Source organism: Ancylobacter koreensis, assembly GCF_023016525.1.
GTDB classification, from domain to species: domain Bacteria; phylum Pseudomonadota; class Alphaproteobacteria; order Rhizobiales; family Xanthobacteraceae; genus Ancylobacter; species Ancylobacter koreensis.
Genome location: NZ_JALKCG010000002.1, coordinates 1 through 16969, shown reverse-complemented (window position 1 = coordinate 16969; position 16969 = coordinate 1). Strand labels below are relative to the sequence as shown.

Annotated in this window: 13 protein-coding genes; 6 read left to right on the top strand and 7 right to left on the bottom strand. The window is 65.8% G+C overall.

The window, feature by feature from the left end:
- Positions 1-2: 2 nt before the first annotated feature.
- From MWN33_RS07220 to MWN33_RS07195, 6 genes are all read right to left on the bottom strand, one after another.
- Positions 3-290, bottom strand: a complete 288-nt coding sequence (locus MWN33_RS07220) for a phosphopantetheine-binding protein (protein ID WP_247199826.1) — start codon at positions 288-290, stop codon at positions 3-5.
- The gene (locus tag MWN33_RS07215; protein WP_247199825.1) at positions 290-934 is read right to left on the bottom strand and encodes an isochorismatase family protein; all 645 of its coding nucleotides are present in this window, start codon (positions 932-934) and stop codon (positions 290-292) included. Before MWN33_RS07215 ends, MWN33_RS07220 begins: the two co-directional genes overlap by 1 nt.
- A gap of 2 nt (positions 935-936) precedes the next feature.
- A complete protein-coding gene (locus MWN33_RS07210; RefSeq protein ID WP_247199824.1) occupies positions 937-2562 on the bottom strand; it encodes a (2,3-dihydroxybenzoyl)adenylate synthase in 1626 nt (541 codons plus the stop codon).
- Positions 2559-3755, bottom strand: a complete 1197-nt coding sequence (locus tag MWN33_RS07205; RefSeq protein WP_247199823.1) for an isochorismate synthase — start codon at positions 3753-3755, stop codon at positions 2559-2561. The genes MWN33_RS07210 and MWN33_RS07205 overlap by 4 nt, the downstream gene beginning before the upstream one ends.
- Before the next feature lie 51 nt (positions 3756-3806).
- Positions 3807-4985, bottom strand: coding sequence for a YncE family protein (locus tag MWN33_RS07200; protein ID WP_247199822.1), 1179 nt, complete (start codon positions 4983-4985; stop codon positions 3807-3809).
- A 65-nt stretch (positions 4986-5050) separates the two neighbouring features.
- Positions 5051-6214 carry an ABC transporter substrate-binding protein gene (locus MWN33_RS07195; protein ID WP_247199821.1) on the bottom strand — a complete coding sequence of 388 codons (1164 nt, stop codon included), beginning with the start codon at positions 6212-6214 and terminating at the stop codon, positions 5051-5053.
- 375 nt (positions 6215-6589) lie between these two features.
- Here MWN33_RS07195 and MWN33_RS07190 point away from each other — a divergent pair, with 375 nt between their 5' ends.
- Complete coding sequence (locus MWN33_RS07190) at positions 6590-7906, top strand: UDP-glucose dehydrogenase family protein (protein WP_247199820.1); 1317 nt, start codon at positions 6590-6592, stop codon at positions 7904-7906.
- A 13-nt stretch (positions 7907-7919) separates the two neighbouring features.
- Here the strand turns inward: MWN33_RS07190 and MWN33_RS07185 are convergent, their stop codons facing one another.
- Positions 7920-8390 (bottom strand): Lrp/AsnC family transcriptional regulator, encoded by a 471-nt coding sequence (locus MWN33_RS07185; RefSeq protein ID WP_247199819.1) that lies wholly within the window; start codon positions 8388-8390, stop codon positions 7920-7922.
- Between the two features lie 129 nt (positions 8391-8519).
- On the opposite strand from MWN33_RS07185, the gene MWN33_RS07180 reads away from it, so the two are divergent.
- The 5 genes from MWN33_RS07180 (at position 8520) to MWN33_RS07160 (ending at position 16410) form a co-directional block, all read left to right on the top strand.
- On the top strand, positions 8520-10901 hold the full coding sequence (locus tag MWN33_RS07180) for a transketolase-like TK C-terminal-containing protein (protein WP_247199818.1): 2382 nt from the start codon (positions 8520-8522) through the stop codon (positions 10899-10901).
- A gap of 117 nt (positions 10902-11018) precedes the next feature.
- Positions 11019-12038 (top strand): NAD-dependent epimerase/dehydratase family protein, encoded by a 1020-nt coding sequence (locus tag MWN33_RS07175; RefSeq protein ID WP_247199817.1) that lies wholly within the window; start codon positions 11019-11021, stop codon positions 12036-12038.
- Positions 12039-12093: 55 nt separating this feature from the next.
- Positions 12094-13281, top strand: a complete 1188-nt coding sequence (locus tag MWN33_RS07170; RefSeq protein WP_247199816.1) for a polysaccharide pyruvyl transferase family protein — start codon at positions 12094-12096, stop codon at positions 13279-13281.
- Between the two features lie 350 nt (positions 13282-13631).
- The gene (locus MWN33_RS07165; RefSeq protein WP_247199815.1) at positions 13632-14984 is read left to right on the top strand and encodes an exopolysaccharide biosynthesis polyprenyl glycosylphosphotransferase; all 1353 of its coding nucleotides are present in this window, start codon (positions 13632-13634) and stop codon (positions 14982-14984) included.
- A 304-nt stretch (positions 14985-15288) separates the two neighbouring features.
- Positions 15289-16410 (top strand): glycosyltransferase family 4 protein, encoded by a 1122-nt coding sequence (locus MWN33_RS07160; protein WP_247199814.1) that lies wholly within the window; start codon positions 15289-15291, stop codon positions 16408-16410.
- The last annotated feature ends 559 nt before the right edge of the window (positions 16411-16969 follow it).

Here is a 16969-nt window from a genome sequence, read left to right as displayed (position 1 = left end):
CGTCAGCCGCCCCGCGCCTTCTGGCGCGCGTCGACCAGCGCCCACCAGCCGTCGAGCGTCGGGTCTTCGGCGAATTCGGAGAATTCGAGGTCGAGCCCGCCCTCGCTCCACGCCAGCACGAGGTTCATCGCGCGCATGGAATCGAGCCCGAGGTCGATCAGGCTGTCGCCGCCGCTGATCTCCTCAGGGTCCTCGTGCAGCATCTTCGCGATGTCCGCGCGCATCCTTTCGCGCGTCACCGGCGCGGCCGGGGTGACGATGCGCTTGATGTCGCCGGGCTCGATGGCCATCACAGCAGCTCCAGAATGCGCGCGGTCGGCAGCGGCACGCCGCAGACATCAGCGACATAGGACAGCGCGAGGTCGTGCTTCGCGCGCGAGAAATCGGCCAGCGCGTCGGCGGCCATGAAGGGCTCGATGTCGCGCATGAAGGCGTCGGCGGCGGTGAGCGTGCAGCCGATATGGGCGTAGACGCCGCAGACGATCAGCTGGTCGCGCCCGCGCGCGCGCATCAGCGCTTCGAGGTTCGAACGCTGGAAGGCGCTGTAACGGTGCTTCACCAGTGTGAAGTCGCCCGGCTGCGGCGCGAGCGCGGCCACAATTGGTTGGTGCTCGGCCGCCGCGCTCATGCCCGGTCCCCAGAGATCGGCCTGAAGCCCGCGGTCGCGCCGGTCCTGGTTGCCTTCCTGCGCGGTGTAGAACACCGGCGCGCCAGCCGCGCGGGCGGCGCCGACCAGCGCCGCGATATTGGCGATGACGGGCGCGAGAGGTGGGGCATCGGGCATGAAGACGCGCAGGAAATAGTTCTGCATGTCGTGAATCAGCAGCGCCGCGCGGTCGCGCTCCAGCGTCCACGGGGCGCGGGCCGCCGGCAGCTCGTCGGCGCGCGGCAGCTCGTAGGGAGCAATCGTCGGCAGCCCCTTGGTCGCGGCCATGCTCAGCCCTCCGCCTGTTCGAGAAAGCGTCGGCGCAAGCTGGCGCGCAGCTCCTTGCGCGAGACCTTGCCGACGGCGGTGGTCTCGAAGGCGTCGACGAAGACGATCTGGTCCGGCACCTTGAAGTCGGCGAGGCCGCGCGTGCGCATCCACGCTTTCAGCGCCGCCGCTTTCGGCCTCTCACCCTGCGCGATGACGAAGGCGCAGGAACGCTCGCCGAGGAACTCGTCCGGTAGCGAGACCACCGCCGCGTCGAACACGTTCGCATGGCCGAGCAGATGATCCTCGATCTCCTCGGCCGAGATCTTCTCGCCGGCGCGGTTGATATGGTCGTTCGCCCGGCCCTGCACGACGAGATAGCCCTCGGGCGTGCGCTTCACCACGTCGCCGGTGCGGTAGAAGCCGTCCGGCGTAAAGGCACGGGCGTTTGCGCCGTCATTGTTGTGATAGGCGCGGATGGTGTAGGGCCCGCGCGTCAGCAGGTTGCCCGCCTCGCCCTCTGGCACCGGGCTGCCGGCGTCGTCGAGGATGAGCACCTCGTCGTCGGGGCTGATCGGGCGGCCCTGCGTCGAGACGATGGTTTCCTCGTCATCGTCGAGCCGTGTGTAGTTCACCAGCCCCTCGGCCATGCCGAACACCTGCTGCAGCGTGCAGCCGAGCACCGGCTTCACCCGGCGGGCGGATTCGGTGAGGAACTTCGCCCCGCCGACCTGCAGGACGTCGAGCGAGGAGAGGTCGTGCGCCGTCCCCGGCGCCGCCTGCAGCCAGAGCAGGGCGAGCGGCGGCACCAGACCGGTGATGGTCACGCTCTCGCGTGCGATCAGCGGGAACGCGACCTCCGGGCTCGGCGAGGGCGCGAGCACCACGCGCGATCCCGCATAAAGCGCGCCGAACACGCCGGGCGAACTCATGGGGAAGTTATGCGCCACCGGCAGCGCGGCGAGATAGACGCTGGAAGGTCCGAGCCGGCAGATCTCGGCGCTGGCGCGGAACGAATAGATATAGTCGTCATGCGTGCGCGGGATGAGCTTGGAAAGCCCTGTCGAGCCGCCGGAAATCTGCAGGAAGGCGACCTCGGACGGATCGGCGTCGGCCGGGAGTTTCACCTCGTCTCCCGGCGGCAACGTGTCGAGCGAAGGGAAATCGCCGCCGTCGCCCACCACCACGACATGGTCGAGCGCCGGCACCTCGCGCCGCGCCTCGGCGGCCAGCGTGCGGTAGTCGAAGCCCTCGTGACCGGCGGCGACGATGTAGCCCCGTGCCTGCGCCGTGCGGGCGAAATGGGCGATCTCGACGATGCGGTGGGCCGGCAGCGCATAGACCGGCACCAGCCGGGCGCGGAACAGGCCGAACACCGCCGAGAGGAATTCGGCGATGTTGGGCAATTGCACCACCACCCGGTCGCCGGGCTTGAGCCCCAGCGCCAGCAGGCCGCGGGCGATGCGCTCGGCGCGCGCTTCCAGCTCGGCGAAGCTCCAGCGCTGGTCGCCGCCGACCACGGCGATGCGCTCGGGCATCGCGGCCGCGCGTTCGCGCAGGAAAGAGGTGAAGGTCTCGCCGCGCCAATAACCGGCGGCCCGGTAGCGGGCGGCGAATTCGGCCGGCCACGCCTGCTTCAGGGGTATCACGCACCTTCCTCCGCGAGCGGATGGCCGTCCTCGTCGATGCCGAGCGCCGTGAGCAGGGCGGCGAACTTGGCCGAGGTCTCCTCGCCCTCCGCCACCGGGTCGGAACCCGTGACGATGCCGGCCCCGGCATAGAGCCGCGCCTCGTTGCCGGCAATCTCCGCGCAGCGTATCGCGACGTGCCAGTCGCCGTCGCCCTGCGCGTCGCACCAGCCGACCGCGCCGGCATAGAAGCCGCGCTCATAGCCCTCCAGCGCCGCGATGGCGCGGGCGGCGGGAAGGCGCGGCGAGCCACAGACGGCCGGGGTCGGATGCAGCAGCAGCGAGAGATCGAGCGCGGAAAACGAGGGATCGCGCAGGCGGCCGGAAATCGGGGTGCCGAGGTGCCACATGCTGGCGGTGGCGGCCAGCTCGGGCTCCGGCGCGAAAAGCTCCTCGCAATGCGGGGCGAGCTGGTCGAGTATGGCGGTGACCACCTCGCGGTGCTCGCGGCGGTCCTTGGCCGAGGCGAGAAGGGCCTGCGCCGCCGCCCGGTCCTCGCCCGCATCGGACGAGCGCCGCGCCGAGCCGGCGAGCGGACGGGAGGTCACGGCCGCGCCGCGCTTCGACACCAACAGCTCCGGCGTCGCGCCGACGAGGATGCGCCCACGCGGCAGCGGCACGCAGAAGGCGGTCACGCTCTCGTCCCGCGCCAGCGCGCGCAGCAGCGCCGCCGCCTCGACCGGGCAGTCGGCGACGAGCTTGAGGCTGCGCGACAGCACGATCTTGCGCAGCCCCTCCTCCTCGCGGGCGAGAAGGCAGAGCGCCTGCGCAACCGCCGCGCGATAGGCGGCGAGCGGGGGCTCGGCGCTCACCTGCCAGCGCGGTGCGGGGCTTGCCTGCGCCTTCACCAGCGCGGGCGGGGTGAAGGCGGCGGCGAAGCAGGCCCGGCCGGTGCTGAAGGTCACCTCGGCCGGGCGGTAGAGATGGGCCGGCGCGTCCACCGCGAAGGGCAGCGCGCCGACCACGAGGCGCGGGCCGGCCGTGCCGCCGGCGAGCAGGCGGCGCACCCGCTCGCCCGGCGCCGCATCGCCGGCCGGCACGAGGTCGAGGCAGCCGCGGGCGACGAGCGTCTCGCCGGCGGAACCCAGCGCGAAGGGCAGGACCGGGGCGAAGGCCGCCCTGTCGGCGCCGGCCGGCTGCGCACCGTCACGCATGCGTGTCGCTCCGTGGAAAGACGTCATCGACCATCGGGCTCCGGCGACCGGTCAGGGCTTGATCAGGGTGACGGTGTCGCCATAGGGGTCGACCATCGGCACCGGGCGGGCGCGCTCGCCCGCAGGAGGCGCACCGGTGGGCGCACCGGCGGGCGCGGAGACGGGCTGCGGCGCAGCGCCGGGAGCCGCACCGGCAGGGGGCGCATCAGCCGGCGGCGCGGGCGGGCGCGGACGGCCGGCGGTCTTCAGCTTGTTGGAGACATAGGCGTTGCCGGTGGCGGCATCGACCGCGACCGTCTGCGGCATCGAGCCGGTCACCACATTGGCGATGGGTTCCAGCGTCTTGGTGTCGACGAGGCTGGTGAATCCGGCCTGCCGATTGGTGACGTAGAGGATGCTGCGCGAGGGGTCGATGGCCAGGCTCAGCGCGCCGGCGCCGGTCGGGATCTTCTTGATCACCTTGCCGTCCTTGGCGTCGAGCGCGACCACCTCGCCCGAGCCCTGATGGGCGACGAAGACTTGATCGCCCGAGGCGTCGTAGAGGAGGTTGATGGCGCCCTCGCCGCCCGAGGGGAAGGTCGTGACCTTCTTGCTGGCGATGTCGACGACGTGGACGAGGTTGCCCTCCATCGCCGAGAGGAACAGCCGCCCACCCTTGGCGTCGAGCGAGATGCCGGTCACCGCGCCCGGCAGATCGTCGATGGTGCCGACGATCTCGTTCTTGGCGCCGTCGACGATCCACACCGAGGAGGAGCTGTCACGGCGGCCGGTGATGGTGACATAGGCGCGGTTCGCCGCCTCGTCGACCGCCACCTCGCGCACATGCGCCTTCTCGCCCTGAGCGATCTTGGCGACGACCTTGCCGCTCGCGAGGTCGATCACCGCCAGCGAGCCGTCACGGGTCTGGGTGCCGTAGAGCGTCTTGGTCTTGTTGTTGATGCCGAGGCCGAACACCGGATCGTCGCCGAGCGCGATGGTCTCCTTGGTCTCCAGCGTCTTGGGATCGAGCGCGTAGACGAAGGTCTCGTTCGCGCCGCGCGCGCCGGCGGCGGCGACATAGACGCGGTTGGTCGCGCCGCTGAAGACGATCTCGTAGAGGCCGTCGCCCGGCTTCACCGACTTGACGAACTCGGGGTCGGCGAAGGCCGCGCCGGCGAAGCCGAACAGGGCGACGGTGGCGAGGGCGAGGCTGCGCAGGCGGGGCCGGGCAAAGGTCGCGTCGATCGGCATCGGGTGTCTCCGTTGAGGACAGGTTTCGGGCGTTGGGAGCGCGCAGGCCCCGGCTGCGTGCGCGCTCAGTCGAGATCGATCCAGTTGGGCCCCTCGACAGGAACGGCGAGGAAGCGGGCGTTCACCTCCGCGACCGTCTTGCCGACGTCGAGGTCGGCGAAGCGTTCGGGATGAATCCATTTCGCCAGGATCTCGACGGTGAAGAGATCCAGCGGCGAGTTGAGCATCTGGTGGGAGAGGCCGTGCACGCGCTTGTCGCGCACCGCCGCAAGGCCTGAGAAGCCCGGGCGGGCGACGACCCGCGCCAGAGTCTCGCGCGCCTTCTCAAGGCTGTATTCCGGCCCGATCAGCAGCCCGGCGGTGCCCTCCATGTGGCTGCCGCCGGTGGCGATGTAGACCTGCGGGTCCTGCGCCACGACATATTCGAGGTTGAGCTTGCCGAAGGCGCGCGGGATGACCGCCGCCCCGATATTGGTGCCGCCCACCGCCTCGATGATGTCGCCGACATTGCCCTTGCCGGGCGAATTGCAGCAATCCGCCGTCATCGCCGCATGCGGTTCGAGGAACACGCGCGGACGCGCCTCGGGCGCCAGCCCGGCGAGCTTCGCGCTCACCGCGTCGAGACGGGCGCGGCGGAAGGCGAGGAAGTCCTGCGCCTGCGCCTCGCGCCCGGTCGCCTTGCCGAGCAGGGTGAGGCTCGGCTCCAGATTGACCAGCGGATGGGTGAAAAAGTCGATCACCACGACCGGAATGCCGGCCGCCTCGATGCGCGCGCGCTCCTCGGGCGAGGGCTGCGAACCGAGCGAGAACACGGCAAGGTCCGGGCGGGCCGCCACCACCTGCTCGACCGAGAGCGCGCCGGCTGAGCTCGCCACCTTGGCGAGACTCTCGATGGCCGGGAACTTCGCCTTGTAGGCCTCGAAGGTGCTCTTGCCGATCCGGTTGATGTCACGCGGCCACGCCGCGAGCACGCTCACCGGATCGGGATGGATCAGCGCCAGCGCGACGAGGAAGCGCCCGTCATCGATCAGCAGCCGGCTTGCGGGCGCGGCCAGCGTCACCTCGCGGCCGGTGACGTCCTTCAGCGCGATGTCGGCGCGCGCCGGCACAGCCAGAGCGGCGAAGGCCAGCACCAGGAACGCCAGCCTCCGCCCAAGCAACACGGTGTCGGCCTTGGCCGACCAGACGCGCAGCATGGCAAGGAAGAGCGGACGCAGGGGCAGGCACATGGGCGGGAAACACCGGCGAGGAACCAATTTCTGGTCGCCTAATCCGCCCGCAGCACCCTTTGTGTCAACTAAACATTTCGTAATTGCTTGTTTTTAATTAGTCTAATGTGGATTTGCTGGATTTATACATTCTCTTTTACTTTATCCCGCGGGCGTCGTCTTGACGTCGCGTCATCACTTCCGCGTGCAGGCCGGCAAGGTGCTGTCGCGAAACCGACGCACGACTCTGCAAAGAGGTTCGCCCGCGCGGGCGCAGGGCCGGCGTCGTTCCGCACGGTGCGCCGGCCCCCTCGAAACGGCGCGGACGATGGGCTACGAACGGGCGCGGCCGCCATCGGCTCCGTCCCGTTTCCGAGTGCAGACAGTGAGATTTCCATGCGCGTCGCGATGATTGGAACCGGCTATGTCGGGCTCGTGTCCGGGACCTGCTTCTCGGATTTCGGCCACGAGGTCGTCTGCATCGACAAGGACGCCGACAAGATCGCCCGGCTGAAGCAGGGCGAGATCCCCATCTTCGAGCCGGGCCTCGACGATCTCGTGCGCCGCAACGCCGCCGCCGGCCGGCTCCAGTTCGACACCGACCTGACGCAGGCCGTGCGCGAGGCCGAGGTGGTGTTCATCGCGGTGGGCACCCCCTCGCGGCGCGGCGACGGCCATGCCGACCTCTCCTATGTCCACGCCGCCGCCCGCGAGATCGCCCGCGCCGCGCAGGGCTTCACGGTTGTCGTCACCAAGTCGACCGTGCCCGTCGGCACCGGCGCGGATATCGAGCACATCATCCGCGAGGAGGCGCCCGACGCCGATATCGCCGTGGTGTCGAACCCGGAATTCCTGCGCGAGGGCGCCGCCATCGAGGACTTCAAGCGGCCCGACCGCATCGTCGTGGGCACCAGCGACCCCCGCGCGCGGGAGGTGATGGCCGCGCTCTACCGCCCGCTCTCGCTCAACGCCGCGCCGGTCATGTTCACCGAGCGCGCCACCGCCGAGCTGATCAAATACGCCTCCAACGCCTTCCTCGCCATGAAGATCACCTTCATCAACGAGCTGGCGGACCTGTGCGAGAAGGTGGGCGGCGACGTGCAGGAAGTGGCGCGCGGCATCGGCCTCGACCGCCGCATCGGCCCGAAATTCCTGCATGCCGGGCCCGGCTATGGCGGCTCGTGCTTTCCCAAGGACACGCTGGCGCTGATGCGCACGGCGCAGGAGGCCGGCACGCCGCTGCGCCTCATCGAGACGGTGACGACGGTGAACGACAGCCGCAAGGCGGCGATGGGTCGGCGCGTGCTCGACGCCATCGGCACGCCGCCGCGCGGCGCGACGGTGGCGGTGCTCGGCCTCACCTTCAAGCCGAACACCGACGACATGCGCGACAGCCCGGCGATCAACATCGTGCAGTCGCTGCTCGACCGCGGCGTGCGCGTGCGCGCCTTCGATCCCGTCGGCATGGCCGAGGCGCGCAAGGTGCTGCCCCCCGCCGTTGACTACGCCAACGACCCCTATGACTGCGCCGAGGGGGCGGACGGGCTCGTCATCGTCACCGAATGGGACGCTTTCCGCGCCCTCGATCTCGACCGGCTGAAGACGCTGCTGCGCCAGCCCGTCGTCGTCGACCTGCGCAACATCTACCCGCCCGCGGACCTCACCAGCCGGGGCTTCCGCTATGTCGGCATCGGCAGGGGCGCGAAGGACTAGGAGCGAGGGGCGCTCAGTCGACGGGAAGCGCCTGGGCGTGCTTCACCTGGCTAAGCGCGAAGCTGGATTCGATGGAGGCGACGCCCTCCAGCCGGGTCAGCGTGCGCTTGAGGAAGGCCTCGTAGGCCGGCAGGTCCTTCACCACGATGCGCAGCAGATAGTCGCGCTGGCCAGTCATCAGATAGCATTCGACGATCTCCGGCCAGCGGGCGATGGCGCGGGCGAAGCGGTCGAGCTCGTCCTCGCGCTGGCGCTCCAGCCGGATCGAGGCGAAGACGCTGACCGGCAGGCCGACCTTTTCCTGATCGACCACGGCGACATAGCGCTTGATGACGCCGGCGGCCTCCAGATTGCGCACACGCCGCGCGCAGGGCGAGGGCGACAGGCCGACCAGCTCGGCGAGGCGCTCCATCGTCATATGCGCATCCTGCTGGAGCGCGGCGAGGATCCTGCGGTCGGTCTCGTCGATCTTCGATTCTGGCATGAAGCACCGCTCAATGGCGTCAGCTTGGTGATTTGAGCCAATTTAGGCCCAGCCGGCGGCCAAGAATAGCTCCAAACGCCCGACGCCCGTGCCTAGGCTGTTCCCATGGGCAAGCCCGGAGCGCCGACCATGGCCAGCATCGCCGAAAAGACCGCCGAGACGAGCGCGAACGACCTCGCCATTCTGGAGGAGCTGGAGCGCAAGATCCTGTGGCTCGCCACATGGACGATCCACAACGCCAACCATGTGCGGCCCAGCACGGACGGGCTGAAGGTGGGCGGCCACCAGGCGTCCTCCGCCTCCATGGCGACCATCATGACGGCGCTCTACCTCAAGGCACTGCGGCCGGAGGACCGGGTGGCGGTGAAGCCGCATGCGAGCCCGATCTTCCACGCCATCCAGTACCTGTTCGGCAACCAGACGCGCGCGAAGCTGGAGAATTTCCGCGGCTACAAGGGCGCGCAGTCCTATCCCTCGCGCACCAAGGACATTGACGACGTCGACTTCTCCACCGGCTCGGTCGGGCTCGGCGTCGCCCAGACGCTGTTCGCCTCGCTGGTGCAGGATTATCTCACCGCCAAGGGGCTCGGCCACGGACCGGAGGGCAAGATGATCGCCCTTGTCGGCGACGCCGAGATGGACGAGGGCAACATCTTCGAGGCGCTGCTGGAGGGCTGGAAGCACGGCCTGCGCAACACCTGGTGGATCGTGGACTACAACCGCCAGAGCCTCGACGCCGTGGTGCGCGAGGGGCTGTGGGAGCGCTTCGAGTCCATCTTCCGCAGCTTCGGCTGGGACGTCGTCATCCTCAAATATGGCCGGCTGCAGCAGGCGGCGTTCAACGAGCCGGGCGGGCAGGCGCTGAAGGACTGGATCGACAGCTGCCCGAACCAGCTCTACTCGGCCCTGACCTTCCAGGGTGGCAAGGCGTGGCGCAAGCGCCTCACCGACGACCTTGGCGACCAAGGCGCGGTCTCGGCCCTGCTGGAGCGCCGCACCGACGACGAGCTGGCCGCTCTGATGGGAAATCTCGGCGGCCACGACCTGCCGTCACTGGTCGATGCCTTCGAGGCGGCGCGCGGCCATGACCGCCCGGTCTGCTTCATCGCCTACACCATCAAGGGCTTCGGCCTGCCGCTCGCCGGCCACAAGGACAACCATGCCGGCCTGATGACGCCGACGCAGGTGGAGAGCCTGCGCGCGCGCCACGGCGTGCGTCAGGGCCACGAATGGGACAGGTTCGAGGGGCTGGCGACGCCGGCGGCGACGCTGGAGGGCTTCCTCAAGGCAGTGCCGTTCATCGCACACGGCCCGCGCCGGTATGAGGCGGCACCCGTCCCGGTGCCGGCGGCGCTCGACGTACCGCTGCAGCCCGCCATGTCGACCCAGCAGGGTTTCGGCCTGCTGCTGAACGAGATCGGCAAGCGCGACGACGAATTCGCCCGCCGCATCGTCACCACCTCGCCGGACGTCACCGTCTCGACCAATCTCGGCGCCTGGGTGAACCGGCGGCAACTCTTCGCCCGCGAGGAGCTGACCGATACCTTCAGGAAGGAGCGCATCCCCTCGACCTATAATTGGGAGTTCTCGCCCAAGGGCCAGCACATGGAGCTCGGCATCGCCGAGATGAACCTGTTCACCATGCTGTCGGCGCTCGGCCTGTCGCACTCCATCTTCGGCGAGCGGCTGCTGCCCGTCGGCACGCTGTACGACCCCTTCATCGAGCGCGGGCTCGATGCGCTGAACTATGCCTGCTACCAGGACGCCCGCTTCATCCTCGCCGCCACCCCCTCGGGCGTCACGCTGGCGCCGGAGGGCGGCGCGCACCAGTCCATCGCCACGCCGCTGATCGGCATGGCGCAGGACGGGCTGGCGAGCTTCGAGCCGGCCTTCGTCGACGAACTGGCGGTGATCCTGCGCTTCGCCTTCGCCCACGCCCAGGCGGAAGATGGCGGCTCGGCCTATCTGCGCCTCTCCACCCGCACCATCGAGCAGCCACGCCGGACCATCAACGCCGCACTGGCGGAGGAGATCGTGCAGGGCGGCTACTGGCTGCGCCGGCCGGGACCGAACGCGCAGGTCGTCGTCGCCTATTCCGGCGCGCTGGCGCCGGAAGCCATCGAGGCGGTGGGGCTGATCGCCGAGGACCGCCGCGACGTCGGGCTGCTCGCCGTCACCTCCGCCGACCGGCTGCACGCGGGCTGGACGCAGGCGCAGCGGTCGCGCGAGGCCGGCGAGTACGGTGCCCGCGCCCATGTCGAGAGCCTGCTCGACGCGGTGCCCGCCGGCTGCGCGCTGGTCACCGTGGTCGACGGCCACCCGGCGACGCTGGCCTGGCTCGGCTCCGTCCACGGCCACCGCTCGCGCGCATTGGGTGTCGAGCATTTCGGGCAGACGGGCACGATTGCCGATCTCTACCGCCATTTCGGCATCGACGCACAGGGCATCGCTCGCGCCGCGCAGGCGATGACGCCGGGCCGGCCGATCCGCCATCTGCGCGCGGTGGGCTGACGCGCCGCGGCGATCCCGCTTCCCAAGCCGCGTGACACGACGTAACACTCCGGCCCGGACCCTCACGACTCCGGACCGTAGCGTTACGGCACGCGGGCGCGAGACTGGGAGAGCGGCTTGGCCGGACGACGCGTCTTCATCACCGGCACGGCCGGCTTCATCGGCTTCCACCTCGCGCGCCTGCTGCTTTCGGAAGGCTTCGTCATCCACGGCTATGACGGGATGACGGACTATTACGACGTGCGCCTCAAGCAGCGGCGCCACGCCATGCTGGCGCAGAATGAGGGCTTCGGCGCCACCGAGGCGATGCTGGAGGATTTCGAGACGCTGCGCAGCGCGGTCGAGAGCTTTCGCCCCGACATCATCGTCCATCTCGCCGCGCAGGCTGGCGTGCGCTACAGCCTGGAGAATCCGCGCGCCTATATCGACGCCAACATCGTCGGCACCTTCAACGTGATGGAATGCGCGCGCGCCGTGCCGGTGCAGCACCTCCTGATGGCCTCGACCTCGTCGGTCTACGGCGCCAATGAGGAGATGCCGTTCCGCGAGACCGACAAGGCGGACACGCCGCTCACCATCTACGCCGCGACCAAGAAGGCGGGCGAGGCGATGGGCCATTCCTACGCCCACATCTACGGCCTGCCGACGACGATGTTCCGCTTCTTCACGGTCTACGGACCGTGGGGACGGCCGGATATGGCGCTGTTCAAGTTCACCCGCGGCATCCTCGAAGGCACGCCGATCGATATCTACAATCACGGCGAGATGTGGCGGGACTTCACCTATGTCGACGACCTCGCGCGCGGCATACGCCTGCTGATCGACACCGTGCCGCCGCTGCCCGGTGCCCGCGACGAGGCCGTGCCCGGCGACAGCCTGAGCCCGGCGGCGCCGTTCCGCGTCGTCAATATCGGCAATTCCGACAAGGTACGCCTGCTCGACTTCGTCGACGCCATCGAGGCCGAGATCGGCCGCAAGGCGATCCGCAACTACCTGCCCATGCAGGCCGGCGACGTGCCGGCGACATGGGCGGATGCGGCGCTGATCCAGTCGCTGACCGGCTTCCGGCCGGCAACGCCGTTCCGCGAAGGCGTCGCCCGGTTCGTGGCGTGGTATCGCGATTATTATGGGCGCTAGCTGAACCGCCGGAGCCGATGGCGCGGGCGCGAGACGAAATGATAGGAAGCTTAGCGTGGTCAGACGTATCGGTCTCTTGACACTACCACTGAGGCATAATTACGGGGGCATTCTTCAGGCCCTTGCTCTGTACAAGCACTTGACCGATGCTGGGCACACTGTTGTACTTCTAGAGGCGCGCCACTCACCCTCACGTCGTCAATTGTTATTGAGTAAATTATCAATCACGCTCGCCCGTATGCCGGATTTATCATTTATATTTGAGTATAAGGCAAGACTTAAACTAAGTTGCTTCGATAATATACACTCATTTTATGATAAATATCTCGGACTGACAATTCAGAAGATTGTCCGATTGCAAGTCGAGGGTCGATTCAGATCATTTATCAACCGACATATCAGCATTCGCTCCGGTGCTATTGATGACTCGCGTCAAATGATTGGAGCGGTGAAAAAATTCGATCTCGATACGCTGATTGTTGGATCCGATCAGGTCTGGCGCCTCGATTATCTTCCCCGAGGCATGGAAGGCGATTTTTTCTTCGGCTTCGCAGAGGACATGCCCCTGCGAAAGATTTCATATGCCGCCTCCTTTGGGTATGGCGAATGGCGATACCCGGAATGGACATCCAGAGTGACTATGCTTCTGGAGAAATTCAATTCAATCTCGGTCCGAGAAGACTCGGGGCTTGCCATATGCTCGGATACATTCAACCGGCAGGACGCCATCCACGTACTTGATCCAACACTACTTCACGATTGCGCTTTTTACGATCACCTCGCGGCGGCTCGTCGTGAGGTAGGTGGACATTCTGTTCTCCAATATATCCTGGACAACACGCCAGCCAGTCACTCGATATTCAGTACGGCACTACAAGCACTCGGTCCAAGCTATTGTACCCTTCATACTTCGATACATGAATCTCACATTGCAGGCAGCATCCCGGATTGGCTCCGTTCCTTCATGGACACCGACTTCGTCGTGACGGATTCCTTTCACGGCACGGTGTTCTCGATCCTCTTCGAGAAGCCCTTCATCGCGATTCTGAACGAGGGACGGGGTGCCGACCGCTTCACCTCTCTGCTGGGCCAGCTGGGATTGCTGGAGCGGCTGGTGGTGCGGCCGAGCCCCGCAGAGATCGAGCGGCTGGCGGCGACGGCCATTGATTACGCGGCCGTGGCGCCTAGGCTTGCTTCGCTGCGCGAGCAGTCCGCCGCCTACCTCGAACGGGCGCTCGCGTGAACGATGGCCCCTGTGCGATCACCGCATTGAACAGCCCCCCCCCCCCCCCGACGAAAAACGTCGTGACCGCCTGTCCCTCGACCTGAAAGACTATCGCGAAATAGCAATTAGATACCATCACGCGCCGCACCCGCGGCAGAGAGACAACGCCCCTCATAATGTTAGGCATTCATGTCGCATCTGATATTCCTAAAGTTAACATCAAGACAACCTATGCGAGATTCCATATGAATTGAAATCGATTGCGTGCATATATTTTTGCGCTTTCGTCTGGATTTTAGTATTTCACGGTGAACAACATTGTTATTCCTGAATAGCGATTCGACGCGGACGGAGAACGAACACCGGCGATGAAGACATCCTTGCGACAAGCGGTTCGGCTGGGCGTTTCGTGCGGCGCGATGGTACTCGATGCCGTGGTTATTCTCCTCGCGTGCCTGATCGGCGAATGGATACGCTTTCGCGCGCTGGGGACCGGCGATTGGCTGCAGACCTTCATATTGGCGTTTCCAGTCTATTTTCTCACTTCGCTGGTTCTGCGCGGCTACGCGCTGAAAACCCTGCTTTCCGTAGCGCGCTCAGTCTTCGCCTCGATCTCCGCGCTCCTCGTCAGTGTCGCGTTCAGCCTGGCCGTCGTCTTCGCGCTTAAGATATCGAACGAAGCCTCGCGCCTGGCGACCGGCTATACGCTGATCGTCGCCATACTGCTTCTCGTCATTGCCAGGTCGCTGCTCCGCTGGCTGATGAAATATTTCTTCAACGCCATCGTCGCGACGCGGACGCTGGTCATGACCGATGGATTGTCGTCCTCGAATGCCGCACCCGACCGCTTCACGCGGACGCTGAACGTGCGCACCGAAGGCCTCGTCCCGGCGATCCGTGACCCCAGGTTCTTCGGCAGGCTGACAGGTATCGTCCAGGACGCCGACCGCATCGTGCTGTCCTTCGACGACCCGGACGAACGGGTAGAGTGGAGCGCGGTCATGCAGCTTAGCGGCTTCGACGCGGAGATCGTCGCCGATCTCGGCGATGTCCGGCCGCTCGACCTGTCGCACTGGGAGGGACACACCACCCTCATCATCTCGCGCCGGCCGCTCTCCACCGCCGAGCGCGCCGCCAAGCGCCTGTTCGACCTCGTCGTGACGCTCGCGCTGATGCCGGCCGTGCTGCCGATCCTCGCGGTGGCGGCAATCGCCATCAGGATCGATACCCCCGGGCCCGTTTTCTTCCTGCAGCCCCGGGTGGGGCGCAACAACAGGGCCTATCGCTGCATCAAGCTGCGCACCATGCATGTCCACAAGCTGGATACGAAAGGCTCGGCCTCGACGGCGCGCGCCGACGCCCGCATCACCCGTGTGGGCCGCTTCCTGCGCCTGACCAGCATCGACGAGTTGCCGCAGCTCCTCAACGTGCTGGCCGGCGAGATGAGCCTCGTCGGCCCCCGGCCGCACGCGCTCGGCTCGCGCGCCGAGGAGCAGCTCTTCTGGGACGTGGTGCCCGAATATTGGAGCCGGCACGCGATGAAACCCGGCATCACCGGGCTTGCGCAGGTGCGCGGCCTCAGAGGCGCCACAGAATGCCGGGAGGATATCGAGCAGCGCGTGGCGGCTGACCTCGAATATATAAATGGCTGGTCGCTATGGCTCGACATCAAGATCCTGGCGATGACGCCACGGGTCATCATTCACCGCAACGCCTATTGAGCTGGGCGCTCGATCGTGACCCAGCGCGCGCAGACGACCCGAGGCGATCGAAGTCGGTATCGGACCGAGCGTCCTGGATTGGTCACCTTTCGGCAAATGCTCAAATCGGAAACATCTGCGGAGCTCCGATCAGCTTGACCGAAAGCCAGCCGCGTGCATTAGACGCAAATCGAGCGCCGGCTGAGCCTCCCCCGGAAAGCGAAGTGCTCCAACTCAGACAAGGCCCAAAGACTTGGACGATTTCGGACGCTCTTCAGTTACAGAGACATCCATATCGATGCCTGAGGATAGAAAGACCGGCAACGTGCGCATCGCCATTGTCGGCGCGGGCGACGTCCTCAACCCCATTCTGTGGTCGGGGACGCCGTATTACATGGTAAAATACTTGTCCGAGTATACGAACGTTGTATACGTCGAACGCAGGCCATTTTTATTTTTATATATGGCCGTTCTCAAGATAGTACGCCGCATTACCGGCGGACGCATCAACCTCCTTTGGTCACCTCTGGCCGCGTGGCTGGGCACACTGCCCGCCCGGCGGCGGCTGGCGGCCGTCGATTGCGATTATATCTTCGTCATTGGCTGCGCTTCGATCTGTAAAATACTTTCGGAAAAACATCGTACAATTAATATAAATGACGCCACTGGAAAACTTATTTCTTCTTATTACCCTGAGTACGATCGTTTATTGTCTTATTTTAGGAGAAATTTGATAAGTTTTTCTACGGAATCGGTTACGGAAAGCTCATTTTGCCTATACCCATCCTCTTGGGCGTGCACATCAGCAATACATGATTACGGAAAATCACCGGACGACGTTATTGAGATCGCCTGGGGACCCAATCTCCAACATGAGTTGAGAGGCAGGGTACGCGAACTCGGCGGCGAATTGCGGCTCCTGTTCGTGGGAATCTCCTGGCACCGAAAAGGCGGACCGAAGGCGGTCGAAGTGACGCGTATTCTGCGTGAGAGAGGAATTTCGGCGCGGCTGGATGTCGTGGGCTACCGGCCGACCGGCCTGCGCGAGACGCATGACGGCGTAACGTTTCACGGTCGGTTGAAGAAATCCAATGCGGAGGAGTTTGCGCGCCTGAACGAACTCTACGATCAGGCTCAGTTCTTCATCATGCCGACCCAGTTCGAATGCTACGGCATGGTCTTCGCGGAGGCGGCCACTTATGGCCTGCCGATCATCAGCACACGAACCGGCGGCGTGCCCTCGGTGGTCAAGGACGGTGAGACGGGGCTGCTTTTCCCTGTCGACGGCTCCGCCGAGGAGATGGCCGACGCTATCGCCGAACTCGTCCGCGACAAGGACCGCTATCGACGCTTCTCTGAAAACTGCCTCGCAGATTCCCGCGACCGGCTTAACTGGGATGTGTGGGCGAAGAAGGTCAAGGCAGAGATGCTGAAACGTCTCAAATAGCCCCTTTTTTCCCGGGAGGGGGCTATCGATCACCGCTCCGGCGGGAGGCTTGCAAAACTAAGATCTTATATTGATAATTTTTCGTATTTTAGAGAAAATCGCATTTGACGATAAAAGCTTATTATAGAAATATACACGCCTCATAGCTGCCTTAAACGGCGAGATTCGATGAATATATATGGAGAAATCCTCCTCCCGAAGAGCCTCTAGAAATGCCGCATGACTTTTCGCGGCAAGACGGCGGCGCAGTCGGACAATCCTGCGACGCAGAAATGGAAGCGGTATCTCCCCAGGCGCGACGCGCTTTCGGGGGACTTTGCGTCCCTCGCGCACGTCGTCGGCAAGCCGTAAGGAGAGCCCGTCCCGACGATGGCGGAAATTGCCCGCCTGAGATTGCGCCATCTCATCGGATGTCAGCGGATCGAGCGTCAGCACTCCGGTAGCCACTTCCTCGTCCAGCAGCGCATCAATATATTTCCGTCGTGACGTTGCCCCCAACTTCTATCCAGCTGTGAGTTCGCCCTGACGGTTGGATTTTCCCTCTCGGGCGTGCGGAGCG

Bases quoted from the DNA above. Each gene is read 5' to 3' on its own strand.
- MWN33_RS07220 (WP_247199826.1), bottom strand. From the start codon at position 290: ATGGCCATCGAGCCCGGCGACATCAAGCGCATCGTCACCCCGGCCGCG.
- MWN33_RS07215 (WP_247199825.1), bottom strand. From the start codon at position 934: ATGGCCGCGACCAAGGGGCTGCCGACGATTGCTCCCTACGAGCTGCCG.
- MWN33_RS07205 (WP_247199823.1), bottom strand. From the start codon at position 3,755: ATGCGTGACGGTGCGCAGCCGGCCGGCGCCGACAGGGCGGCCTTCGCC.
- MWN33_RS07200 (WP_247199822.1), bottom strand. From the start codon at position 4,985: ATGCCGATCGACGCGACCTTTGCCCGGCCCCGCCTGCGCAGCCTCGCC.
- MWN33_RS07195 (WP_247199821.1), bottom strand. From the start codon at position 6,214: ATGTGCCTGCCCCTGCGTCCGCTCTTCCTTGCCATGCTGCGCGTCTGG.
- MWN33_RS07190 (WP_247199820.1), top strand. From the start codon at position 6,590: ATGCGCGTCGCGATGATTGGAACCGGCTATGTCGGGCTCGTGTCCGGG.
- MWN33_RS07185 (WP_247199819.1), bottom strand. From the start codon at position 8,390: ATGCCAGAATCGAAGATCGACGAGACCGACCGCAGGATCCTCGCCGCG.
- MWN33_RS07180 (WP_247199818.1), top strand. From the start codon at position 8,520: ATGGCCAGCATCGCCGAAAAGACCGCCGAGACGAGCGCGAACGACCTC.
- MWN33_RS07165 (WP_247199815.1), top strand. From the start codon at position 13,632: ATGAAGACATCCTTGCGACAAGCGGTTCGGCTGGGCGTTTCGTGCGGC.